The sequence below is a fragment of the Agromyces sp. Y558 genome (genome assembly GCF_059445415.1).
The window spans coordinates 13,168-35,129 of record NZ_JCAIUH010000004.1 but is presented as its reverse complement, the minus strand read 5'-3'; the positions used below and the strand labels follow the sequence as shown (position 1 = coordinate 35,129).

At 69.1% G+C, this 21,962-nt stretch carries 20 protein-coding genes and 1 tRNA gene; 8 read left to right on the top strand and 13 right to left on the bottom strand.

Annotated features, from left to right (window positions below; genetic code table 11):
- Positions 1 to 13 precede the first annotated feature (13 nt).
- The 7 genes from AC1C2T_RS17645 to AC1C2T_RS17615 all read right to left on the bottom strand — a co-directional run bounded on the left by AC1C2T_RS17645 (position 14) and on the right by AC1C2T_RS17615 (position 7,198).
- A complete protein-coding gene (locus AC1C2T_RS17645; protein ID WP_495386151.1) occupies positions 14 to 3,412 on the bottom strand; it encodes a DEAD/DEAH box helicase in 3,399 nt (1,132 codons plus the stop codon).
- Between the two features lie 65 nt (positions 3,413 to 3,477).
- A complete protein-coding gene (locus AC1C2T_RS17640; protein WP_495386150.1) occupies positions 3,478 to 4,125 on the bottom strand; it encodes a DUF6624 domain-containing protein in 648 nt (215 codons plus the stop codon).
- 16 nt (positions 4,126 to 4,141) lie between these two features.
- Positions 4,142 to 4,834: a TMEM175 family protein gene (locus AC1C2T_RS17635; RefSeq protein ID WP_495386149.1), complete on the bottom strand. Its 693-nt coding sequence runs from the start codon at positions 4,832 to 4,834 to the stop codon at positions 4,142 to 4,144.
- 57 nt (positions 4,835 to 4,891) lie between these two features.
- A complete protein-coding gene (locus tag AC1C2T_RS17630) occupies positions 4,892 to 5,164 on the bottom strand; it encodes a hypothetical protein (RefSeq protein WP_495362791.1) in 273 nt (90 codons plus the stop codon).
- Positions 5,161 to 5,325 (bottom strand): hypothetical protein, encoded by a 165-nt coding sequence (locus AC1C2T_RS17625; protein ID WP_495362790.1) that lies wholly within the window; start codon positions 5,323 to 5,325, stop codon positions 5,161 to 5,163. The genes AC1C2T_RS17630 and AC1C2T_RS17625 overlap by 4 nt, the downstream gene beginning before the upstream one ends.
- A gap of 167 nt (positions 5,326 to 5,492) precedes the next feature.
- The gene (locus AC1C2T_RS17620; protein WP_495362789.1) at positions 5,493 to 6,539 is read right to left on the bottom strand and encodes an ATP-dependent DNA ligase; all 1,047 of its coding nucleotides are present in this window, start codon (positions 6,537 to 6,539) and stop codon (positions 5,493 to 5,495) included.
- A gap of 143 nt (positions 6,540 to 6,682) precedes the next feature.
- Positions 6,683 to 7,198 carry an Lrp/AsnC family transcriptional regulator gene (locus AC1C2T_RS17615; protein ID WP_495353133.1) on the bottom strand — a complete coding sequence of 172 codons (516 nt, stop codon included), beginning with the start codon at positions 7,196 to 7,198 and terminating at the stop codon, positions 6,683 to 6,685.
- A gap of 145 nt (positions 7,199 to 7,343) precedes the next feature.
- On the opposite strand from AC1C2T_RS17615, the gene ald reads away from it, so the two are divergent.
- Positions 7,344 to 8,441, top strand: a complete 1,098-nt coding sequence (ald, locus tag AC1C2T_RS17610; RefSeq protein WP_495362788.1) for an alanine dehydrogenase — start codon at positions 7,344 to 7,346, stop codon at positions 8,439 to 8,441.
- A gap of 137 nt (positions 8,442 to 8,578) precedes the next feature.
- Here the strand turns inward: ald and AC1C2T_RS17605 are convergent, their stop codons facing one another.
- Positions 8,579 to 8,890 carry a rhodanese-like domain-containing protein gene (locus AC1C2T_RS17605; RefSeq protein WP_495386148.1) on the bottom strand — a complete coding sequence of 104 codons (312 nt, stop codon included), beginning with the start codon at positions 8,888 to 8,890 and terminating at the stop codon, positions 8,579 to 8,581.
- Between the two features lie 114 nt (positions 8,891 to 9,004).
- Here AC1C2T_RS17605 and AC1C2T_RS17600 point away from each other — a divergent pair, with 114 nt between their 5' ends.
- Positions 9,005 to 12,778: an AAA family ATPase gene (locus AC1C2T_RS17600; protein WP_495386147.1), complete on the top strand. Its 3,774-nt coding sequence runs from the start codon at positions 9,005 to 9,007 to the stop codon at positions 12,776 to 12,778.
- A 209-nt stretch (positions 12,779 to 12,987) separates the two neighbouring features.
- Here the strand turns inward: AC1C2T_RS17600 and mscL are convergent, their stop codons facing one another.
- The 3 genes from mscL to AC1C2T_RS17585 are packed head-to-tail and all read right to left on the bottom strand — an operon-like array spanning position 12,988 to position 14,448.
- Complete coding sequence (gene mscL / locus AC1C2T_RS17595; RefSeq protein ID WP_495362785.1) at positions 12,988 to 13,404, bottom strand: large conductance mechanosensitive channel protein MscL; 417 nt, start codon at positions 13,402 to 13,404, stop codon at positions 12,988 to 12,990.
- 38 nt (positions 13,405 to 13,442) lie between these two features.
- The gene (locus tag AC1C2T_RS17590) at positions 13,443 to 13,826 is read right to left on the bottom strand and encodes an FmdB family zinc ribbon protein (RefSeq protein WP_495386146.1); all 384 of its coding nucleotides are present in this window, start codon (positions 13,824 to 13,826) and stop codon (positions 13,443 to 13,445) included.
- A gap of 43 nt (positions 13,827 to 13,869) precedes the next feature.
- Positions 13,870 to 14,448, bottom strand: coding sequence for a 5-formyltetrahydrofolate cyclo-ligase (locus AC1C2T_RS17585; protein WP_495362783.1), 579 nt, complete (start codon positions 14,446 to 14,448; stop codon positions 13,870 to 13,872).
- Between the two features lie 80 nt (positions 14,449 to 14,528).
- Here AC1C2T_RS17585 and galU point away from each other — a divergent pair, with 80 nt between their 5' ends.
- The 5 genes from galU to AC1C2T_RS17560 all read left to right on the top strand — a co-directional run bounded on the left by galU (position 14,529) and on the right by AC1C2T_RS17560 (position 19,050).
- On the top strand, positions 14,529 to 15,428 hold the full coding sequence (gene galU / locus AC1C2T_RS17580; protein ID WP_495362782.1) for a UTP--glucose-1-phosphate uridylyltransferase GalU: 900 nt from the start codon (positions 14,529 to 14,531) through the stop codon (positions 15,426 to 15,428).
- Between the two features lie 2 nt (positions 15,429 to 15,430).
- Positions 15,431 to 16,093 (top strand): GNAT family N-acetyltransferase, encoded by a 663-nt coding sequence (locus AC1C2T_RS17575; RefSeq protein WP_495362781.1) that lies wholly within the window; start codon positions 15,431 to 15,433, stop codon positions 16,091 to 16,093.
- Between the two features lie 52 nt (positions 16,094 to 16,145).
- Positions 16,146 to 17,204, top strand: a complete 1,059-nt coding sequence (locus AC1C2T_RS17570; RefSeq protein ID WP_495386145.1) for a hypothetical protein — start codon at positions 16,146 to 16,148, stop codon at positions 17,202 to 17,204.
- Between the two features lie 53 nt (positions 17,205 to 17,257).
- A tRNA-Ala gene (locus AC1C2T_RS17565) sits at positions 17,258 to 17,333 on the top strand.
- A 223-nt stretch (positions 17,334 to 17,556) separates the two neighbouring features.
- Positions 17,557 to 19,050: an MFS transporter gene (locus AC1C2T_RS17560; RefSeq protein WP_495362779.1), complete on the top strand. Its 1,494-nt coding sequence runs from the start codon at positions 17,557 to 17,559 to the stop codon at positions 19,048 to 19,050.
- 53 nt (positions 19,051 to 19,103) lie between these two features.
- Here AC1C2T_RS17560 and AC1C2T_RS17555 read toward each other — a convergent pair whose 3' ends face one another.
- Together AC1C2T_RS17555 and AC1C2T_RS17550 are read right to left on the bottom strand one after the other, a co-directional pair.
- The gene (locus AC1C2T_RS17555; protein ID WP_495386144.1) at positions 19,104 to 19,937 is read right to left on the bottom strand and encodes a DNA alkylation repair protein; all 834 of its coding nucleotides are present in this window, start codon (positions 19,935 to 19,937) and stop codon (positions 19,104 to 19,106) included.
- 42 nt (positions 19,938 to 19,979) lie between these two features.
- A complete protein-coding gene (locus AC1C2T_RS17550; RefSeq protein ID WP_495386143.1) occupies positions 19,980 to 20,633 on the bottom strand; it encodes an NADPH-dependent F420 reductase in 654 nt (217 codons plus the stop codon).
- Positions 20,634 to 20,809: 176 nt separating this feature from the next.
- Between AC1C2T_RS17550 and AC1C2T_RS17545 the strand changes: the two genes are divergently transcribed.
- The gene (locus AC1C2T_RS17545; RefSeq protein ID WP_495362776.1) at positions 20,810 to 21,940 is read left to right on the top strand and encodes an LLM class flavin-dependent oxidoreductase; all 1,131 of its coding nucleotides are present in this window, start codon (positions 20,810 to 20,812) and stop codon (positions 21,938 to 21,940) included.
- Positions 21,941 to 21,962 lie beyond the last annotated feature (22 nt).

The window sequence follows — 21,962 nt, the reverse complement described above, 5'->3', positions numbered from 1 at the left end:
CACCGTCGGCGCGTCAGCCGCCGAGCAGCCCCCGGATGTCGTCGGCCGTGAGCGTCTCGCTGAAGAGTTCGCCATCGTCCATGAGTGAGGAGACGAGCTTCGCCTTGCGCGCCTTCAGCGCCATGACCTTCTCTTCGATGGTGCCCTCGGCGACCATGCGGTAAACGTTGACCGATTTCGATTGGCCGATGCGATGCGCCCGGTCGACGGCTTGCGCCTCGCTCGCGGGGTTCCACCACGGGTCGAGGAGGAAGACGTAGTCGGCCTCGGTGAGGTTCAAGCCGAACCCGCCCGCCTTCAGGCTGATCAGGAAGACCGGCGCGTCGCCTTCGCGGAACTTCGCGATGACGTCGGCTCGCCGCGTCGTCGACCCGTCGAGATAGGCGTACGGCACCCCCGCGGCTTCGAGCCGTGTAGCCGCCAGTCGCAGGAATGACGTGAACTGACTGAAGACGAGCGCGCGGTGGCCCTCGGCGACCACCTCGTCGAGTTGCTCGAACAGCGCGTCGAGCTTCGCCGAGGGCACGGCCGAGTACTGCTCGGGGTCGATGAGCCCGGCGTGCAGGCTCAGCATGCGCAGCAGCGTCAGCGACCGGAACACGGTGAACCGGTTGCGGTCGAGATCTTCGATGAGTCCGAGCAGCTTCTGCCGTTCGAGCTGCAGGAACGCGTCGTAGATGCGCTGGTGCTCGGCGTCGAGCGAGACCGTCAGCACCTGTTCCTGCTTCGGCGGCAGCTCGGGTGCGACGACCTCCTTCGTGCGGCGCAGCATGAACGGGCGGATGCGGCGGCGCAGCGTCGCCAGCCGCTCGGCGTTGTGGTCGTTCTCGATCGGCCGGGCGAACCGCTCCGCGAACCCGGGAGCCGAGGGGAACAGGCCGGGCGCGACGATCTTCAGGAGCGCCCACAGCTCCATGAGGTTGTTCTCGACGGGCGTGCCCGTGACTGCGAGCCTGAAGGGGGCACGGATGTCGCGGGCCGCCGCGTTGGCCTTCGATGACGGGTTCTTCACGAACTGAGCCTCGTCGAGCACGAGGCCGGCCCAGTCGAGGCCCGCGAACTCGGGGGCGTCGAGGCGCAGGATCGCGTAACTGGTGACCACGATGTCGGCGCGAGCCGCGACATCCGCAAGTCGTGTGCGGCTCGCCGCCTGCGTCGTTGTGACCGACTCGACTCGGAGGCCCGGTACGAAGCGCGCGGCTTCGATCTCCCAGTTCGAGACGACGGAGGTCGGAGCGACGACGAGGAACGGCCGGCGGGCGGCCTCGTCGCTCGTCTCTTGCACGTGCGCGATCAGTGCGAGTGTCTGCGCGGTCTTGCCGAGGCCCATGTCATCGGCGAGGATGCCGCCGAGCCCGTGCTGGTGGAGGAACGCGAGCCAGCGGTAGCCCGCGAGCTGGTAGGGCCGGAGTTCCATGGCGAGCCCAGCGGGCGGCGCGATCTCTTCCACCCGGTCGGCCGCGCGGAGCCCCGCGACCGTCTCACGCCAGGCGACGGCCGTCTCCGACTCGTCGGCGAGGTCTTCGAACTCCGCCCAGAGGCTCGTCTGGTAGCGGCTGATGCGCAGCCCGACATCCCATTCGCGCAGCGACCCGGCCTCTTCGATGAGCTCTCGCAACGGGTCGAACACGGGCTGCTTCAGCGAGAGGTAGGTGCCGTCGATCAGCATGAGCTTCGCCCGCCCCTTGGCGAGCGCACTGAACAGCGGCCCGAACGGCACCCGCTTGCCCTCGACGGTGACGACCACACCGAGGTCGAACCAATCGGTGCGCTCGCTCTCGACGGTCGTGACCGTGAGCTTCGGCGCCTCGACCAGTTCGCGATAGGCCGGTGGGTCGCCGACGACGTCGACGCGCAGCTGCTCGAGTTCTTGCAGCCGCGGCAGCAGCCGCGCCGTGAACTCGGCGCTCGCGAGGCCGCGGAGCACCGCTCCGGCACGAAGGGCAGGTTCTGCACCGGGCGTCACCGAAGGCAGCCCGGCCGGGTCGTCGGCGAGCACAGCGGCAGCGGATGCCGCGACGAGCCGCTCTCGTTCGGGGTCGTGGAACTCGGCGTCGGGCGCGTCGAGGGCGAATCGCCGCCCGCCGTCGGCTTCCCATTCCCACTCGAGTCGTACCACGTGCTGCGGCTCGTGATGCATCGTGACGACGAGCGTCGCGGGCGGAAGCTCGGGCAGGTCGAAGCTTCCGTCGCCGCTGCCGACCTTGATCGAACGGGCGAGCGGCGCGTACTGCTCCTCGACGAACGCCGTGACCTCGGCCGACGGAACCACGATCGGCGACCGTCGCCGCACAGCCGCGCGCCCGGCAGGGGTCAACGGCGCGGCGAGCGGCGCGAGTGTGATCGTGCCGCGGGCGAAGTCGTACACGTAGACGCCGTGGTCGCCGATGAGTCGCACCAGGTCGGTGGGGTACACGTCTTCGCCGACGGTGACCGAGGGCGTGAGCACGAGATCGGGCTCGGGCTTCGGGCCGGCTGCGGATGCCGGCTCGAGATCGAGGCCGCCAGCAGGCGCGGGCTCGCGCTCGCCGCGACGAGCATCGAGGCCGATCACCGCGGCGCCCGCGACACTGACGATGCCCCGCGCCGTGGTGCCGACCAGTTCGATGCCGAGGCGAGGCGCCGACTCGAGCAAAGCCCAGAGAGTGTGACTCTCGTACTCGTCGAGCGAGATCCACGCCGACCCGAACTCGGCGAACGCGGAATGCCGCGTGCCCTTGAGTAGGGAGAACTCGGCGAACCATCTCGCCTGAGCCGGGTCGAATCCGCCGGCGTGGCCCTGGAACCCGACGTTCTGCCACGTGAGGTTTCCCTTGATCCACCCACCGCGCGTACCGCGCGTGACCGGGCGAACCGCGAGACGGTCGACGGATGCCGCAGACGACGCCGGCTCGTCGCGAGCCGACTGGCGACCGCTGCCGCGACGGGCGACTCGCTCACGCAGCTCGAACTGCAGCGCCAGCGGCTGGCGTGGAGCGGCGGCATCCATTTCGCCCGACCCGCCGGTTGCACCCGCGAGTGCCGCGAGCTCGCCGCGCCATCCGTCTTCCGCCGCGCCCTCCGCATCGCGCGACGCCGCCTCCGCGGCCTCGGATCGCGCACGACGGTGGTGTTCGGCAGCAGCGAGCAGCGTCGCGGCGACGTGCTTGCAGTTGCGGCCGACCGGGCACGTGCATGCGCCCGCGAGGATCGTCGCACGCCCCGGCATGCCGAGGTCGAGTTTCACGTTCGAGCGGTACGGCTCGGGCGCGGTGCCGCGAACGTCGGCGCTCAGCCGGAAGTGCGCGGGGTCCCAGGTGAGCGCGACGACGGCGCCGGCGCGTTCGGCGGTACGCCCCCTGCTCAGGTTCAGCGGACCGACGAATCTCGCGATCGCGAGCTCCTCCACGAACGGGTACGTGTCGACGGTCATCCTTCAATCGTCGCACCCTGCGCGGACACCGATGTACCGCGACTGCCATCGCGTTGCCCGACCTGCTACTCCATGGGCTCCGCACAGATCGCCGTCATCTCGGCGAGGTAGTCGGCATAGGGCTCGAGGCCGGCCTCGGCCCGCCGCTCCTCCAGCCCGGCCTGCGGTTCGATCGGTGTGGCCGGCTCCGGTCCGTCGGGTCCGCAACCGACCTGGGTGCCGAAGCGCTGCGGCTGGTCGTTCGCGACTGCTACCCGGTCTTCGAGGTAGGCGAGGTTGCCGGGAGATGCCTGGCCGATGTCGACCGCCGCGCGCAACAGCTCGAGTGCTTCGCGCTGGAACTCAGGATCGAGGTCCGAGTGCTGCGCGATCGCCCACGCGGCGTCCTCGCCGTCCGTGCCGACAAGCGCGATCGTCGGCCACCCGTGTTCGTCGACGATCTCCCTGAGCCGATCGGTGCGCTGCTGATCGCTCTCGCCGCTCGACCCGCCCGTACGATCCAGTTGATCGCGTTCGAGCATGGCAAGGAGTTCGTCGTGGAGCGACCGGTCGAACGACTGCGCTGACGCATCCGGCGACGCGCTACCGGTCGCGGTCGAATGGGTGGGGGGCGTCGACGGCAGGTTCGCCGTGCAGCCTGCGATGCCGGTCGATGCGACGACGACGCCGACGATGACCGCCGTGCGCCTCGCTGCACACCATCCGCCGCTCACGGTTCGCCCACGCCCCTCAACGGTCTCGAACTGACGGATGCGCGCTCGCCGAGGCCCGGATGCGCGCGATGCGACGCGCCGCCCACCGCCCGGTGAGGGGACCGATGACGATGAGGAGCGCCCACGTGTACCGCGCCCAATCGGCGCCGAACAGGTACGCGATGGGAATGGAGGCGAGGAACACCGCCGGGGTCGTCAGGGTGTCGAGCAGCTTGACGGTGTCGGCGCGGCGCGGGAGGGGATCCTTCACGACGCCATCGTGACGCGCCACGAAGAAGACCGCGGCCTGGGCCAGTACCGCCACGCTGATGTTCAGCGCGTATACCGACACCGCGAGCGGCTGGTCGGCGGTTTCCGAGTCGCTGATGCCCTGCGTCGAGAAGGGGATCAGCACGACGAAGGCGATCGCCACGAGACTCACCACGATGATGGCCGAGGTGATCGCGTCGAAGCCGGCGGCGATGCGATGATTCGCCCGCCAGAACACCGCGATCACCGCGAAGCTGATTCCGAAACCGAGGAGCTGCCAGCCGAGCCCGCTGTCGAGCAAGGTCGTCAGGCTCTCCCAATCGGATGCCGCGGGCGGGTCGATGTTCACGACGAGCAGGGTCAGTGCGATGGCGTAGACGGCGTCGAGGAACGCGAAAGTTCGCGCGAACTCGACGGAATCCCGTGGATACGTTCGCTCGTGCTCTGCTGCCGCGCTCACGGCACGAGTCTGCCGCGGGCGGGCGCCGCGCGGCATCCGACCCGCCGTTGTTCTGTGTCAGTCCCAGTCGGCCGCGTGCATCCAGCCGGCGATGTACGCACGCTCGTTCTCGCCGAGCCGCACGCCGAGGTGGGGCGTGCGGCCGGGCTCGAGCTCGCAGAGCTCGAAGATGCGGCGAACCACGACAGCTCGGAGCGGTGCATCGAGGTTCTCGAGCACTTCCATCTGCAGCGGGCGTTCGAGCATCGGCCACCAGAGCCCGATCGGCGGAAGCCCGTGCGAGCGCCGGGCGCGCTCGTCGTGCGCAGGGTCGTCGAGGATCGAGCTCATTGGGCGGCCTTCTCGCTCGTGCGGCCCGTCTCGGGGTCGCGGACGACGACCTGCTCGTTCGGGTCGGCGTCTTCTTCGGCCTGCTGGTGCTGCTCGACGGCGTCGACGGCCTGGTCGAGTTCGTCCTCCGGGCGCGATACGGAAGGGGCGGGATCGCTCATCGGTGTGTACTCCTCGTTCGAGTCGGCTACGGCATCCGGGCCGACATCATCGAAGCTACGCGCGTACGGTCCGTACCGAAAGGGATTGACCCTTCGAGGGGTGCGTGCTACCCGCGCAGGTGTGAGCCCGAACCGATTCAGTCCGAGACGGTTCAGCCCGAGACGGTTCAGCCGAGCACTTCGCCGAGATCGTACGCGACCGGGCGATCGATCTGCTCGAACGTGCAGGAGCGCGGCTCGCGATCGGGGCGCCAGCGCTCGAACTGGGCGGTGTGCCGGAAGCGCTCGCCCTCGAGCTGATCGAAGCGCACCTCGGCGACGAGTTCGGGGCGCAGGCGCACGAAAGAGACATCGCGGCCGGAGGAGAAGCGGCTGCGCTCGGTCTCGCCGGTGACCGCGCCGCCGTCGTCGCCGCGGACGACGTAGGGCTCGAGTTCGTCGATGAGCTCGAGCCGTCGCGCGTTGCTGAACGCCGACATTCCGCCGACGTTGCGCAACTGCCCCGAGTCGTCATACAGACCGAGGAGTATGGATCCGACTCCGTTGCCCGACGCATGGATGCGGTAGCCGAGGGCGACCACGTCGGCGGTACGGTGGTGCTTCGCCTTCAACATCACGCGCTTGCCGGGGGAGTACGGTGCCGCGAGCGGCTTGGCGACGACACCGTCGAGCCCGGCGCCCTCGAACTCCTCGAACCAGCGACGGGCGAGCGCGACATCGCTCGTGATGCGGGTCAAGCTGATCGGGTCGCCGAGTTCGCCGACGAGTCGCTCGAGCGCGGCCCGGCGTGCGGAGAACGGCTCGTCGATGAGCGAGACGCCGCCCTCCTCGATCAGGTCGAAGGCCACGAACATCGCAGGCGTCTCGTGGGAGAGCAGCTCGACCCGGCTCGCGGCGGGGTGGATGCGCTGCGAGAGCGCCTCCCAATCGAGGCGCGCGCTGCCGGTCGGCCCGGTGGCGACCACGATCTCGCCGTCGAGCACGCACGGCCCGGGCAGTAGGCGCGTGAACGCCTCCACGAGTTCGGGAAAGTACCGCGTGAGCGGCTTCGCCCCGCGGCTGCCGATCTCGACGTGCTCGCCGTCGAATGCGACGATGCCGCGAAAGCCGTCCCACTTCGGCTCGTAGGCGAGACCGCCGGCGACGGAGTCGGGCTCGGGCACGGTCGGCACGGCCTTGGCGAGCATGGGAGCGACGATCTCGTTGGGCGCCATGCCGACAACGATATGACCGGATGCGCCCGCTGGCGAGAGCGGGCGGCTCAGATCACCGGGCGGCAACGATATGACCGGATGCGCCCGCTGGCGAGAGCGGGCGGCTCAGATCAGGGGATGCGCCGCTGGCGAGAGCGGGCGGCTCAGATCACCGCGCGGAGCCCTGCGGAGAGCGCGGTGTGGTGCTCGAAGACGAGATTCGTCTCGGTGAGGGCGACGGCCGGGTTCGCCGAGAGGTTCTTCAGCACGAACTGCCGCACGTGATCGCTGTCACGCACGCGCACGTGAATGAGGAAGTCTTCGGACCCGCCGAGGAAGAAGAGTTGCGCGACCTCGGGTTGGGTGCGCAGCTCGTCGGAGATCTGCTCCATGAGGTGCCGGGCGCCAGGGCGGATGCGCACGCTGACGAGCGCCTGCAGATGGTAGCCGAGCGCGGCGGGGTCGATCTCGGCGGTGTAGCGCACGATGACCCCGCGCTCGCGCAGCGACCGCACCCGGGCGAGGCAGGTCGACGGGGAGATTCCGACGGCGCGCGCGAGGTCGACGTTCGGCGTGCGGGCGTTCTCGTGCAAACGGGCGATGATCTGACGGTCGACAGCATCGAGCACGACCGGCGTCGGTTCGGCGCCGGGTGCGCTGATCTGCGGTGCATCGGGCATCGAGACGTCCTTGATTCGAATGAGTGCAGCGGATGCATCGATTCTACCGAATTCTGTGCGGATGATCTTCCGGCCGGTCGAACAACCAGCGAAAATGATGACACTCACCATCACGACATTCGGCCCACAGCTATCGGAGCAACCCATGCGCATCGGCGTGCCCGCAGAGATCAAGAACAACGAGTTCCGCGTCGCGATGACGCCGGCCGGGGTGCACGCGCTCGCGGGGCGCGGTCACGACGTCGCGATCGAGGCCGGAGCCGGCACGGGCGCCGGTTGCCTCGACGCCGAGTACGCCGCCGCGGGCGCCACGATGGTCGCGACCGCCGCGGAGGCGTGGTCAGCCGACCTCGTGCTGAAGGTCAAGGAGCCGATCGCCGCCGAGTACGGCTTCCTCCGCGACGACCTGACGCTCTTCACCTACCTCCACCTCGCGGCCGACCTGCCGCTCACTCGGGCGATCCTCGACTCGGGCGTCACTGCGATCGCGTACGAGACCGTGCAGCTCGCCGACCGGTCGCTCCCGCTCCTCACCCCCATGAGTGAGGTCGCGGGCCGCCTCGCGCCCCAGGTCGGCGCCGCCGAGCTGCTCGCTTCGAGGGGCGGCCGCGGCGTGCTCCTCGCGGGCGTTCCTGGCACCTCGCCCGCCAAGGTCGTCGTCATCGGCGGGGGCGTCGCTGGCGAGCAGGCAGCCGCGACCGCACTCGGCCTCGGCGCCGACGTCACCGTGTTCGACATCTCCCTGCCGAAGCTGCGCGAGATCGACGCCCGCTACGACCACCGCATCCACACGCTGGCGTCGTCGCCGTACGAGATCGCGCGCCAGCTGAGGGACGCTGACCTCGTGGTCGGCGCAGTGCTCGTGCCGGGCGCCGCGGCACCGAAGGTGGTCAGTGACGAGATGGTCGCCGCGATGAAGCCGGGCTCAGTGCTCGTCGATATCGCGATCGACCAGGGCGGATGCTTCGAGGGTTCGCGCCCGACCACGCACGCCGACCCGACGTTCCGCGTGCACGATGCGATCTACTACTGCGTCGCCAACATGCCCGGTGCGGTGCCCGCGACTTCGACGCCTGCGCTCACGAACGCGACTCTGCCGTACACGCTGAAGATCGCCGACCTCGGCTGGGAGGCCGCCCTCGCCGCCGACCCCGCGCTCGCCAAGGGGCTGAACGCGACGGCCGGCCGCCTGACGAATGAGGGAGTCGCCGCCGCGCACGGACTCGAACTCGCGTCGATCTGACCTGCGCGGCGGTCGAGTAGCCTCCGTCAGGGTCGCATCGAGACCTCGCGAGGGGTCTCGATACGCGCTTCGCGCTACTCGACCCGACGGGTCTCGATACGCGCTTCGCGCTACTCGACCGGCGGGGGCTCTGTGCACTAGACCGACGGAGTGTCGAGGGTGACCGGCAGGCCCGCCCGGTGCCACGCCACGATGCCGCCCTCGACGTTCACAGCGTCGACGCCCTGCGACTCGAGGTACGCCACGGCTTGCGCGCTGCGCCCGCCCACATGGCAGATCACGTAGACGGTCGTGTCACGAGGCACTTCGCCGACTCGGTCGACGAGCTCGCCGAGCGGGATGTCGAGCGTGCCATCGATGCGGGCCTGTGTCAGCTCGTGCGGCTCGCGCACATCGAGGATGACGGCGTCGGCGATCGCGTGCACGTCGTGGGGAATGGCGGATCGCATCGGAGCTCCTGGAGTGGTCGGCGAGGGTGCCATCCAACGTTACCCGGGGTCTCAGTCCTCAGCGCTGCGGCGATGCTGCCATGGATTCCGCGTGGTACCACGTATGGTGTCCGTGTGCGGCGGCTCGATCGAAATCACGACGAGGAGGACATCCTCAACTCCGAGACCGATGCTGCCGCAGAACAACTCACACCGGATCCCATGCGACACGACCTGACCAGCCCTGACGGCCTCAGCCTCGGCGACCCCGAACTCGTCGCGGGCAATGTCGCCGAGCCCGCGTGGCATCGCTGGCACAGTGAGCTCGCCGGCGTCGGCGGCCGCTCGCCGCTTGCCCGATTCATCGACACTCCGCGCACTCGCATCGAGCTCTCGACGACGCATCCGGGGGGCCTGCCGCAGTTCATCACCGGCAAGTCGACCTTGCTCTCGAGTCTGATCCGCGACGAGCTGGCCCTCCGCAACGCCCGACTGGCCGCTGCCGAGATCACCCAGAAGGGTATCGAGTTGCGCTCCGTGCGCGGCATCGAGTCGGTGCATCTGGCCATCGGGCTCGCGTCGTGGCGCAACGCCGGTGAAGAGTACCTCGCCCCGGTGCTGCTGCGGCCGCTCGCCGTCCGTCGTTACGGCCGTGACTTCGAGCTGAAGCTCAAGGGCCAGCCATTCCTGAACCCCGCCCTCGCCCGCGAGCTTCGCGAGCAGTTTCAGATCACGCTCGACGCCGAAGCCTTCGTCGCCCTCGCCATCACCAACGGCGTGTTCAAGCCGCAGCCGGTGATCGACCGGCTTCGGGGCCTCACGAGCCACCTGCCCTGGTTCCACGTGGCCCCGCGGCTCGTCGTGTCCTCGTTCGCCGAGGTCGGGCCGTCGATGGCAGCGGATGCCGCGAAACTCGACCACCCCGTCATCGATGCGATCGCCGGCAACCCCGCTGCTCGCGCGATCGTCGTCGCAGCGACGGGTGAACGAGTGCGCGCGGTGTCGCAGGATGCCCGCCCACCGTCGACCGACACCCTGCTGCTCGACGCCGACCCCGAACAGGAGCAGGCCGTCGCCGAGATCGAGGCCGGCAACTCGGTCGTCGTGAAGACCCTGCCCGGCACCGGCGGCACTCAGACGATCGTGAACGCGATCGGTGCACTCGTCGCGAAAGACAAGCGCGTGCTCGTCGTCGGAGCGCGCCGAGCGAGCCTCGACGGCATCGCCCACCGGCTCGGCCAGGTCGGGCTGGGCGGCGCCGCGGTGACGACCGCCGGCCTTCGCCGCGAACTCATCCAGTCGATCTCGCGCAACGAGAAGGCCGAGCGACCGAGAGTCGCCGACGTCGACGACGCACTCGTTCGCCTGCGGAAGGTGCTCCTCGACTATCGAACGGCGCTCACCCGCAGCGACCCCGATCTGCACGTCTCAGTGCTCGAAGCGCTCGGCGAGCTCGCGCGTCTCGCGCTCGCGCCCGAGTCGCCATCGACCACCGCGCGGCTCGACCATCACGCGCTCGTCGCGATCGCCGACGGCCGTGACGAAGTCGCTCGCGACCTCGCTCGTGCGGCAGCGCTCGGCGAATTCCGTTACGGCCCAGGCGATTCGCCGTGGTACGGCGCCTCCTTCACCTCGTCCGATGAGGCGAGCACTGCGCACGGTCTCGCGAAGCGCCTCTCGGCGACTGACCTGCCGCGACTGCTCGATCGCGGCCGCGCTCTCATCGCGCAGACCCGCGTGCGCGAGTTCGAGTCGGTGGCCGAGCTCGGGGTGTTCCTCAGGCTGCTGCTCGACGTGCGCGAGACGCTCGACCGGTTCCAGCCCGCCGTCTTCGACCGTCCGCTCGGCGAACTCATCGCCGCGACGTCCTCGCGGCGCGACTCGCCAGGCATGTCGGGTGCGAATCGCCGGCGTCTGCGCCGGCACGCGCTCGAATACGTGCGCCCCGGCGTGCACGTCACCGACCTGAACTCCGCCCTCCGCGGCATCCAGCAACAGCGCACGCTCTGGCAGCGCTACTCGGAGGCAGGGGCGATCCCCGGCGTGCCGGTCGGCATCGACGACGTGCACGTCGCCTACCAGCACGTCGCCACCGATCTCGCAGCCCTCGACGCCCCGCTCGGCATCGTCGGCACGCCGCGGCAGCTCGCCGCCCGACCGGTGCGCGAGCTGATCTCGACGCTCGCCGGACTCGCCGCCGAGTCCGAAGTTCTGACCAACCTGCAGGAACGCACTGCGGTGCTCGGGCGCCTTCGCGACCTGGGTCTCGACCCGCTGCTGCTCGACCTCGCCAAGCGCCATGTGCCCGAGCGGGCCGTCGCGGCCGAGCTCGACCTGGCCTGGTGGCAGTCGGTGCTGGAATCGGTGCTCGCCGGCGAGAAGGCCCTGCTCGGTGCGAACACGACGGTGCTCGACCGGCTCGAAAGCGATTTCCGGCTCGTCGACGAAGCCCATGCCTCCGCCGCCGGGCCGCAACTCGCATGGCGGCTCGCCGAAAACTGGAAGGTCGCGCTCGTCGACCATCCCGACGAGGCAGGTCGATTGAAGCGGATGCTCCGTGGCGATCGTGTACGCCCCGAGGCCCTGCAGGCTGACGCACCGCACCTCTTCCGCGCGCTGGCCCCCGTCTGGCTCGCGTCGCCCTACGACGTTGCTGCGATCGACGACTCGATCGGATTCGACACGGTCATCCTCGTCGATGCCGGCGCTACGAGCATCGCCGAGAACCTCGGTGCGATCCGCCGCGCGAAGCAGGTCGTCGCGTTCGGCGACCCCGTGACTCAGACGCCGACCGTCTTCGAGACCGGTATCGACGACGTCGAGCAGTCGGGCGCGCCGGCGACGGAGCACGGCGTCGACGCCCTCCACGCCGATTCCGCCCTCGCCCGCCTCGGCGAGCTGCTGCCCACGCTCACGCTCACTCGCAGCTACCGGGCGGGCGGCGCAGACCTCGCCGAACTCGTCAACAACCGCTTCTACGCGGGGCGCATCGTGTCGTTGCCATGGGCCGGCAGCTTCCTCGGCCACGGCAGCCTCGCTCTGCACTACGTCTCGGGCAATGGCCTGCCCGACTCGGTGACGGGCACGGTCGAGTCGATCGACTCCGAGGTCGCGAAGGTCGTCGAGCTCGTCATGGAGCATGCGGTGAAGCGCCCGCGCGAATCGCTCATGGTCATCACAGCGAGCACGAGGCATGCCGCCCGCGTGCACCAGTCGGTGCTCGCCGCGTTCGCCAAGCGCACCGACCTCTCCGATTTCATCCTGAAAGATCGGGCGGAACCGTTCACCGTACTCACCCTGGAGCAGGCCGTGGCGCAGAGCCGTGACCGGGTGATCTTCTCGGTCGGCTACGGTCGCACACCGCACGGCCGCCTGCTCTCGAGCTTCGGCTCGCTCGGCGAACCGGGTGGAGACCGCCTGCTCGCGGTCGGCATGACCCGCGCCAGGCGATCGATGGACCTCGTCTCGGCGTTCCGCCCCGACGACATCGACGAAGACCGGCAGAGCCACGGCGTGCTCGCCCTCGCGAACGTACTCACGCAGACCGAGGAGCGCGCGGCAGAAGCCGACGAGACCGGCGACGCGCCATCGATGCTGCACGATCTCGCGGCGAGACTCGAGCGCCGCGGTATCCGGGTGAGCGTCGGTCACCGTGGCCGGCTGGCGCTCGCCGCCGCGAGCGCAGGCAAGGCCGTCGTCGTCGAGACCGACGACGCGCTCACCGGTCTCAGCCTTCGCGAGTCGCTCCGGCTGCGCCCCGACGTGTTGCGCCGTCTCGGCTGGCACTATCTGCGGGTGCACAGCTTCGAACTCTTCGGCGACCCCGAGGCGGTCGCCTCGAGGGTCGCGTCACTGCTCGGACGGCCCGAGGCCGAGCAGTCGACGGATGCCGCAGCCGCGCACCGATGACCGAGGAACCACGTCAGCGCGTCGAACGTGCGGCGGGCCGGGCACGCCGTGCCAAGCTCACGCCGGCACCGGGCTCAGATCCGTCGCCGGAGGTGCCGGTCGACCGCCCTGACGGACCAGCGCCGACCCAGACGGAGAAGGCCGGCCCCGCGTCATCCGATGACGAACGATTGACGCGGGACCGGCCGCCTCACTGGAAGCAGACCTGATCAGTCGCGGTGGGCTCCGCTGCCACCCCGCGCCTCGGCGAGGAGGTCGCGGATCTGCGTCAGCAGCTCGGCCTCGGTGAGTGGCTCGTCGGTCGGTTGTCCGGCCGCTGCCTTCGCTGCCTGACGCTCTCGGAACGTGTTCATCGGGAGTACGAAGACGAGATAGACGACGAGTGCGACCGCGAGGAAGGTGATGATCGCGGCGAGGACGGCGCCGAATTTGAGCTGCGCGTCGCCGACTGCGACGATCATCGCGTCATTGAGGCTCTCGGCGTTGAACAGGAGTCCGACGAGCGGATTGATGAGGCTGTCGACGAGCGCATTCACGACTGCGGTGAACGCGGCACCGATGACGACCGCGACGGCGAGGTCGATGACATTGCCTCGCGTGATGAAATCCCTGAAACCCTTGAGCATGGTTCCTCCTGGAGTCGAGGCCGCGTGGGTGGCCTCCTTCAGGCCACGCTAGCGGAGGAGTTGCCGCCCGTCGATGATGACGATCCGGAACCGCTTGCGGAGGATCCGCCACCGGAGCCCGACGAGCCGGAGCCGCCCGAACCGGACCCGCCCGAACCGGACCCCGACGAGCCGGAGCCCGAGCCGGACTCCGACGAGCCGCTCGATCCGCCGGAGCCGGCCTTCGAACCCGACCCGGATCCATCGCTCCGCGAATCGGTGCTGTAGAAGCCCGATCCATTGAACGTCACGCCGATCGTGTTGAAGAGCTTGCGCAGTTTGCCGCCGCAGACCTCGCAGACGCTCAACGTGTCGTCGGTGAACGCCTGGTGGATGTCGAAGGCGTTGTCGCACTCGGTGCAACGGTAGGAATACGTGGGCATGGAGCTTCTTCCGATTTCTGGTCGCGCGCCGGCACCGGGCCGGTCAGAACGCGATGATGCGTGTGGGCGTCACGACGCCGTTCACGGGCTGGTCGTGCACTTCGCGGGGCACGGTCTCGATGAACTCGCTGTCGAAGACGACGGCGTACACCGGAGGACATTTTCCCATTGATCCGAGGGTTTTGTCGAAATAGCCCCGACCCCAGCCGAGCCGCATGCCGGTCGCATCGATCGCCGCTGCCGGCACGATGATGAGGTCGACGTCGTTGATCGCCATCGGGCCGAGCAGTTCACCGACGGCCTCCGGCATGCCGTAGAGGCCGGGCGTCTCGGTCTCCTCCTCACCGACCGTCCAGTCGAGCAGGCCGTCTTCGCGCGTCACCGGGAACAGCACGCGGATGCCACGGGCCTCAGCCCAGTTCACGAACGGTCGGGTGTCGGGCTCGGTCGGCATCGAGAGGTAGCACGAAATGGACTCGGCCTCGGTCGATCCGATCAGCTCTTCGAGCCGAGCGGTGAAGCCTTCGGTCGCAAGCTCGCGCTCATGCGCAGGCATGTTCTGCCGGCGTTCGCGGAGTTCCGCGCGGAGTACGCGCTTCTGGACATCCGGATCCTCGGGCATGGCACACATCCTAGGCGGATGCAGCTGCGCTCGCCCCGCGCCCCGTGTGCTAGGCGGTCCCGACCGTTACGCTCGAATGCATGACCTCACGCATCACGAAGGCCGTCATCCCCGCAGCCGGACTGGGGACCCGCTTCCTGCCCGCGACCAAGGCCATGCCGAAAGAGATGCTGCCCGTCGTCGACAAACCCGCGATCCAGTACGTCGTCGAGGAGGCGGTCGAAGCCGGACTCACCGACGTGCTCATGGTGACGGGGCGCAACAAGAATGCGCTCGAGAACCACTTCGACCGAGTGGCGGAGCTCGAGGCGACCCTCGAAGCGAAGGGCGACACGGCCAAGCTCGCGAAGGTGAACGAGTCCACCGACCTGGCCGACATGCACTACGTGCGTCAGGGAGACCCGCTCGGTCTCGGCCACGCGGTGCTCCGCGCCCACATGCACGTCGGAGACCAGCCGTTCGCCGTGCTGCTCGGTGACGACATCATCGACGCCCGCGACACGCTGCTCACCCGCATGCTCGACGAGCAGGTCGCGAGGGATGCCTCGATCGTCGCGTTGCTCGAGGTCGACCCCGATTCGATCCACCTCTACGGCGCTGCCGCCGTCGAGCCCACCGACGATCCCGACGTCGTGCGCATCACCGGAATGGTCGAGAAGCCCGCGAAGGAGGTCGCACCGTCGAACTTCGCCGTCATCGGCCGGTACGTGCTGAAGCCCGAGGTGTTCGCGATCCTCGAGCAGACTCCGCCCGGCAAGGGCGGCGAGATCCAGTTGACCGACGCGCTCATGACGATGGCGAACGATGTCGAGGGCACCGGCGGTGTCTACGGCGTCATCTTCCGCGGGCGCCGCTACGACACGGGTGACAAGCTCGATTACATCAAGGCGGTCATCCAGCTCGCCGTGGATCGTGACGATCTCGGCCCCGAGCTGCGCCCATGGCTCGTCGAGTACGCTGCAGGACTCGATACAGTCTGAGCATGCCCGCAGTCGCCGTTCCCACGTTGCGCGACGGAGACGTCACGCTGCGCCCGATCCGAGTTCGCGATGCGAAGTCGCTCGAACGGGTGCTGCTGGCCAATCGCGGATGGCTGCGGCAGTGGGAGGCGACGTATCCGGGCGGCGGCTCGGTCATCGACACACGTTCGAGCATTCGAAATCTCCTGGCGCATACCCGTTCCGGTCATGCCCTCGCGTTCATCATCGAATTCGAGGGTGAAATGGTCGGCCAACTGAACGTGTCGTCGATCACGTACGGTTCACTCTCCTCGGCGGCGATCGGATACTGGGTCGCGCAAGACGTGGCGGGGCGAGGCATCACGCCGACGGCCGTCGCGCTCGCGACCGACTACTGCTTCGGCGTGCTTCGCCTGCATCGCATGGAGATCTGCATCCGCCCCGAGAACGGTCCGTCGCTGCGCGTGGTCGAGAAGCTTGGCTTCCGCTATGAGGGATTCCGGCGGCGCTTCATCCACATCGATGGCGCATGGAGCGACCATTTCGCGTTCGCGCTCGTGTCCGAAGAGGTACCCCGGGGAGTCCTGCGGCGCTGGCGTGAAGGGCGGGTGACCGAAGGGGTCGCGCGGGTGAACGCAGAGGACCGCGCGGCATCCGCCCACCCCCTGCCGCTCGCCGATCGATGAACACGCGGGCGTCGAGTACGGCTGAAGGCATGCAGTGATCTAGCGTTGTCCCATGGACGTGATCGGTGGGGGACTGCTCGTGGCTGTGGCAGCCGCGCTGTGGATCGCGTACCTCCTGCCGAGCTGGCTGGGGCGCCGCCAATACCTCGCGACCGAGCGCAATGCCGTTCGCCTCCAACAGACCCTCCGCATCCTCGCCGAGACCGCAGAGACGCCCGAACCCGTTCGAGTCGAAGCGACGGCCCGCGAGGTCGCCACCCAGCAGCGCATCCTCCAGCAGCGTGAAGCCACGGCCAGGCTGACCGCCGAAGCAGCCGAGCAGCAGGCACTCGCCGAGTTCCGCGCAGCAGAAGAGGCAGCGGATGCCGCGCGCGGTCGTGCGGTTGAGGCGCTCGCCACCGGGGCCGCTGTCAGCGAGCCGATCTCCGTGGTCACGCACGCCGCTGCAGAAGCGCCCAAGTCGTCGACGAGCGAACGCGGCACGGTCGGCACCGGCGCAGCCGCCCGCCGTGCGCTTCGGCGCAAACGAGCGCTGTGCTCGCTCGTGTTGCTGGTCTCGCTCGTCACGCTCGTCGCCGGCGGCATCGCCGCTGCGTTCGGCGCGACGCTCATCGTGCCTGCCGTCGGCGCCCTCGGTGTCGTACTCGCGATCGCCGGTGTCGCCCGACTCGCTCGCGTGCGCCCGGCCGTCGCCGGCGCGTCGCGACCCGCGCGTACCGTCGAAGCTGCGACATTCGAACCGATCGATCTGCCCGAAACAGAGCCGCTCACCGAGAGCTGGACCCCTCAGCCGCTCCCGCGACCGCTGCACCTCTCACGCGGCACGATCGCTGCGACGGCGATGGCCTCCATCGAAGCCGCAGCAGAGTTGAAGCGCGCCGGGGCCGGCGATGACATCGCGCGCAGGGCCGCCGAGCTCGTGCCCGAGGTGCCCGTCATCAGGCCGGTCGCGCCGGCTGCGGCATCCGCTGACCGTGCTCGGCAGGTAGCGGGGGCACTGCGTGAGAACGCTCCCGCGAGTCCGTATGCCCGCATGGGTATCGTCGATGACACGCGACCAGGCATCGACGATCTCGATGCCGTGCTGCGCCGCCGTCGACAGGCAGGCTGACGGCCGCACTGGTCCGAGTCGCCACTCGCGAGATGATAAGCTCTTTCTCGCTCGGGCCCATGGCGCAGTTGGTAGCGCGTCTCGTTCGCAATGAGAAGGTCGGGGGTTCGAATCCCCCTGGGTCCACCAATCCGAAGCGACAGTCCTGCCCCGTTCGAGAGGCAGGGCTGTTGCCGTCTCCGGCAGTGGCACGGTGCTGGGGCAGACGTTCGATGCGATCCTCGAGCGCGCCCGGGCCAACACCATGGAGCCGGTGCCCGGTACCGACGAACCATTCGCGATCGTCGGGCGATCTCAGCGATGCGCGCGCTCCGAGCGCGGGCCGGAGCACACCGGGCATATGGTGGAACGGATGTCGCAAGCGCCTGAGACCCGGTCGATCACATTGCCCGAGGGGCACCGGTGGCGCGCGTACTGGGTGTGCGTCGCCGTCGCGGCGCTGACGATCCTCGACCTGTCGAAGGTGAACGTCGGCCTCCCGGCGATCGAGGAGGCCTTCGGCGCGGGTTCCACCGAGCTTCAGCTCATCGTGGCCGGCTACGTGCTCACCTTCGGGCTGACGCTCGTGCCGGCCGGGCGCATCGGCGACCAGCGTTCGCGCAAGACCCTCTTCGTCGTGGGTCTCAGTCTCTTCACGATCACGAGTCTCGTTGCGGCGCTCGCACCGAACGTCACGGTACTCCTCGTCGCCCGGCTGTTGCAGGGCGTCGCCGCCGGCATCCAGATGCCGCAGGTGCTCGGCATCATCCAAGAGCTCTTCACCGGCAAGGAGCGCGGCAAGGCATTCGGCCTGTTCGGCGCGACGATCGGCCTCGCGACCGCGTTCGGACCGACGCTCGGTGGCCTCGCGATCGCGATCGGGGGCGCCGAAGACGGCTGGCGCGGCATCTTCTGGATGAACGTGCCGCTCGCGCTCGCCGCGATCGCGGCCGCGATCTGGCTGCTGCCGGTCACGAGGCATCCGTCGACGAAGCCGTTGTCGCTCGATCCGGTCGGGCTCGCGCTGTTCGCGGTGACCGTCATCTCGCTCTTGTGGCCATTCCTCTTCACGACGGGCTCGCCGAGCGATGACCCGGCCCGATGGTGGGTGCTCGTCGTCTTCGTCTTCGCGATCACGGCCTTCATCGCGTGGGAGCGGCGCTACACGGCATCCGGCAAGCACCCGCTCGTGCCGCTCACGCTCTTCGGCGTGAGCTCGTTTCGAAACGGCACGGCGCTCGCGAGCGTGTACTTCGCCGCGATGCCGTCGATGTTCCTGCTCACGACCCTCTACCTGCAGCTCGGGCTCGGGCTCGAAGCCGTCTTCGCGGGCATGGTCAGCATCGGCTTCGCGCTCATGAGCGCGGTCGGGTCATGGGTCGGCGGCACGCTCGTGAACCGCCTCGGGCGGCCGCTGGTCGTGTGGGGCCTCGCGCTGCTCCTCGTCGGCATCGGACTGCTCGTGTTGTTCGCGATCGTGACGCCGCCTGAGGTGACGCCGTGGGCGATGGCGGGTGCGATGGTGGTCGGCGGTGCGGGCGGTGGTCTCGTCGTCTCGCCGAACCAGACGCTCACGCTCATGGACATCCCGGTGAAGCAGGGTGGCTTGGCCGGCTCGGTCGGTCAGCTCGGCCAGCGCATCGGCACGGCGATCGGCACGGCGGTGACGCTCTCGCTCTTCTACTCGACGATCTTCCGCGAGTCCGACGGCGATCCCGACCTCGCCGTCTACCACGACGCCTACGGCGTGGGCATGCTCGCTGTGGCCATTCTCGTCGCGATCGCCTTCGCGATCGGCGTGGCCGATCTCGGGGCGCGTCGGCGTCAGCGCAGCGCACTCGGCGGAGCGGACATCGGCGAGGCCTGACCGCGCAGTTGGCTGACCGCGCAGATGCCCGACCGCCCGAATACCTGATCGCCTCAGCGGAGAGCGAGGATTCGAGTGCGTTCCGGCTTGTCGTAGTGTTCGATGGCCGCCCGAAGTGCGGTACGCGGCATCGTCGCCGCGTGCGCGTCGACGAACGAGGTGAGACGTGCCCGGTCGAGGTCGCCCGCCGCGCGGAGCACCCACCCGAGCGCCTTCTGCACGTACGGTTCCGCATCGTCGGCCAGCATCTCGGCGAACCGGTACGCATCGTCGAGTTCGCCGCGGCGGAGGAAGGTGAAGGTCGCCACGAGCGCGGTGCGGCGTTCGGGCCAGAACGCGGATGCCGCGAGCCCGTCGAGCGGCGCCCGATCACGTTCGAGCAGGTAGCCGCCGACGACATCGCGAGCGGCGAGGTCGACGAGGTCCCACTGGTCGATGCGGTCGTGTCGCCGGAGGTAGAGCTCGTACAGCTCGGTGCGCCGGGCCTCGGGGGTCTTTGCACGTGCAGCCGACTTGCCCATGATGCTGCAGGCGAGCGCGCGCACTTCGTGCGTCGGTTGCTCGAGCAACGTCTCGAGCTCTTCCGGCGCGAGCTCGAGGGCCGACTTGGCGAGCTCGAACACCGCGCCCATGCGCACCCCGATGAACGGCGCGTCGGGGTCGGGCGGGAAGTACTTCGTGTACTTCTCACGCTCTTCGTCGCTCGCGAGCCCTTCGAGCGTCGCGATCAGCCCCGCGGCATCCGTCATCGACGCCTCTCGTCTTCGGGGATCAGCGTACGGCGGCGGATGCCTCGGCGACAGGGCTGTCTGAGAACGCGAGTTCGGCACGAACGCGAGGAATCCGACGATCGCAGCGACCGGTCCGAGCCTGACAGCGCGCGACATGGAGGCTCCTTCGCGATGGGTGCATCACACCCTCCCTGTGCCTCAAGCGGCCAGATGGGCGGCGGGCGTGAGGAGAGCCGCGAGCTCGCCGGCGGAGAGTTCACGGCCGAAGGCGGGGTGGCCCGGCTCGAGGGCGACGCCGTGGATGAGGTCGCCGCCGTCGACCGGATCGAACCCGAGGTCGTCGATGATCGCGGCGACGACGGCGCGTGCTTCGCGGTCGTCGCCGACGACCGCGAGAGCCCGACGAAGCGGGGAGCCGGCTTCCATGGTGTCATCTTCCATCTCGTGGTATCCGAGGTGGTTCAGGGACTTGACGACGCGGGCGCGAGGGTTGCGGGCGGCGTTGATCTCGCTCGTCGTGCGCGGGTCGTGGTCGATCTCGGCGATGTTGCCGTCGACCGGGGGCCAGTAGTTCATGGCGTCGACCACGATGCGTCCGTCGAACTCGGGCCACGGCACGGTGCCCGCCTTGCTGAACGGCACGGCGACGATGATGACGTCGGCGGTGTGTGCCAAAGTCTCTGGCGTGGTGACCTCGGCGCCGGGAGCGACGACTTCGACCAGCAGCTCGAGGGCGGTCTGGCGCGGCGAGCCGGCGATGAGCACGCGGTGGCCGGATGCGACGAGCAGCCGGGCGAGAGCGGTGCCCACCTTGCCCGCGCCGTAGATTCCGATGATCGGCCGATCCGTCACGCTTCGATTCTCCCATCCATCGGCGCATTCGATCGATGCGTCGTCATGGAATGGAACGTGCGCTGCGCGGAGTGCATTCCCGCGGCGTGACCGCGGGGGATCCGGGGAATAGTCTCGACCTCACGGGAGTTCCGCCATGTGCATGCAGAGGCATGGAACCACGGAAGGGGAACAGGATGCCTGAGCGCTACGAGTTCGGACTCGACACCTTCGGCGACATCACGATCGGGCCCGATGGGGCCCCCTTGCCGCACGCGCAGGTGTTGCGGAACGTCGTCGAGGAGGCGGTGCTCGCCGACCGGCTCGGCCTCGATTTCTTCGGCATCGGAGAGCACCATCGTGAGGAATTCGCCGTCTCGGCGCCCGAGGTCGTGCTCGGCGCGATCGCGGGGCGCACCGAGCGCATCCACCTCGGCTCGGCCGTCACCGTGCTGAGCTCCGACGATCCCGTGCGCGTCTTCCAGCGTTTCGCGACCCTCGACGGCGTCTCGGGTGGGCGGGCGGAGGTCATCCTCGGCCGCGGCTCGTTCATCGAGTCGTTCCCGCTCTTCGGTTTCGAGCTGAACCAGTACCAAGAGCTCTTCGACGAGAAGCTCGACCTCTTCGCCGCGCTGCTCCCGCAGGAGCCCGTCACCTGGAACGGCGATCTCCGAGCGCCGCTCACCGAGCAACTCGTGTTTCCACGCGTCGAGCACGGCCGGCTGAAGACCTGGATCGGTGTCGGCGGCAGCCCCGAATCGGTCGTCCGCGCTGCGCGCTACGGCCTGCCGCTCGTGCTCGCGATCATCGGCGGCAGCCCGGCCAGGTTCGCCCCGCTCGCCGACCTCTACCGCCGTGCCCTCGCACAGTTCGGCAATCCGCTGCAGCCGATCGCGATCCACTCGCCCGGCTTCATCGCCGACCGCGATGACGAGGCGCTCGACACGCTCTGGCCGCACTACAAGATCATCATCGATCGCATCGGCCGCGAACGCGGCTGGGGGCCGGTCAGTCGTGAGCACTTCGAAGACGAGGCAGGCCCGAACGGCGCGCTGTACGCGGGCTCACCCGAGAAGGTGGCCGTGAAGATCGCCGGGGCGATGCGCTCGATCGGGGCGACCCGCTTCGATCTCAAGTACTCCAACGGCGGGCTGGGGCACGAGGCGATGATGCACAGCATCGAGCTGTACGCCACCGACGTGGTTCCGCGCGTTCGCGAACTCCTCGCCGGCGCCGATGCCGCCGATGCCGAACTCGCGGCGGTCGCTGACCTCGGTGCTGCAGATCGAGCGGATGCCGCGGCATCCGCCGACCGGCCGCTCGACTGAACCGGCGGGCCCTGCCGGTTGA

What these genes read in the sequence shown, in the direction of transcription:
- AC1C2T_RS17645 (WP_495386151.1), bottom strand. Translation starts at nt 3,412, where the DNA reads ATGACCGTCGACACGTACCCGTTCGTGGAGGAGCTCGCGATCGCGAGA.
- AC1C2T_RS17630 (WP_495362791.1), bottom strand. Translation starts at nt 5,164, where the DNA reads ATGAGCTCGATCCTCGACGACCCTGCGCACGACGAGCGCGCCCGGCGC.
- AC1C2T_RS17625 (WP_495362790.1), bottom strand. Translation starts at nt 5,325, where the DNA reads ATGAGCGATCCCGCCCCTTCCGTATCGCGCCCGGAGGACGAACTCGAC.
- AC1C2T_RS17620 (WP_495362789.1), bottom strand. Translation starts at nt 6,539, where the DNA reads ATGGCGCCCAACGAGATCGTCGCTCCCATGCTCGCCAAGGCCGTGCCG.
- AC1C2T_RS17615 (WP_495353133.1), bottom strand. Translation starts at nt 7,198, where the DNA reads ATGCCCGATGCACCGCAGATCAGCGCACCCGGCGCCGAACCGACGCCG.
- ald (WP_495362788.1), top strand. Translation starts at nt 7,344, where the DNA reads ATGCGCATCGGCGTGCCCGCAGAGATCAAGAACAACGAGTTCCGCGTC.
- AC1C2T_RS17605 (WP_495386148.1), bottom strand. Translation starts at nt 8,890, where the DNA reads ATGCGATCCGCCATTCCCCACGACGTGCACGCGATCGCCGACGCCGTC.
- mscL (WP_495362785.1), bottom strand. Translation starts at nt 13,404, where the DNA reads ATGCTCAAGGGTTTCAGGGATTTCATCACGCGAGGCAATGTCATCGAC.
- AC1C2T_RS17590 (WP_495386146.1), bottom strand. Translation starts at nt 13,826, where the DNA reads ATGCCCACGTATTCCTACCGTTGCACCGAGTGCGACAACGCCTTCGAC.
- AC1C2T_RS17585 (WP_495362783.1), bottom strand. Translation starts at nt 14,448, where the DNA reads ATGCCCGAGGATCCGGATGTCCAGAAGCGCGTACTCCGCGCGGAACTC.
- galU (WP_495362782.1), top strand. Translation starts at nt 14,529, where the DNA reads ATGACCTCACGCATCACGAAGGCCGTCATCCCCGCAGCCGGACTGGGG.
- AC1C2T_RS17575 (WP_495362781.1), top strand. Translation starts at nt 15,431, where the DNA reads ATGCCCGCAGTCGCCGTTCCCACGTTGCGCGACGGAGACGTCACGCTG.
- AC1C2T_RS17570 (WP_495386145.1), top strand. Translation starts at nt 16,146, where the DNA reads ATGGACGTGATCGGTGGGGGACTGCTCGTGGCTGTGGCAGCCGCGCTG.
- AC1C2T_RS17560 (WP_495362779.1), top strand. Translation starts at nt 17,557, where the DNA reads ATGTCGCAAGCGCCTGAGACCCGGTCGATCACATTGCCCGAGGGGCAC.
- AC1C2T_RS17555 (WP_495386144.1), bottom strand. Translation starts at nt 19,937, where the DNA reads ATGTCGCGCGCTGTCAGGCTCGGACCGGTCGCTGCGATCGTCGGATTC.
- AC1C2T_RS17545 (WP_495362776.1), top strand. Translation starts at nt 20,810, where the DNA reads ATGCCTGAGCGCTACGAGTTCGGACTCGACACCTTCGGCGACATCACG.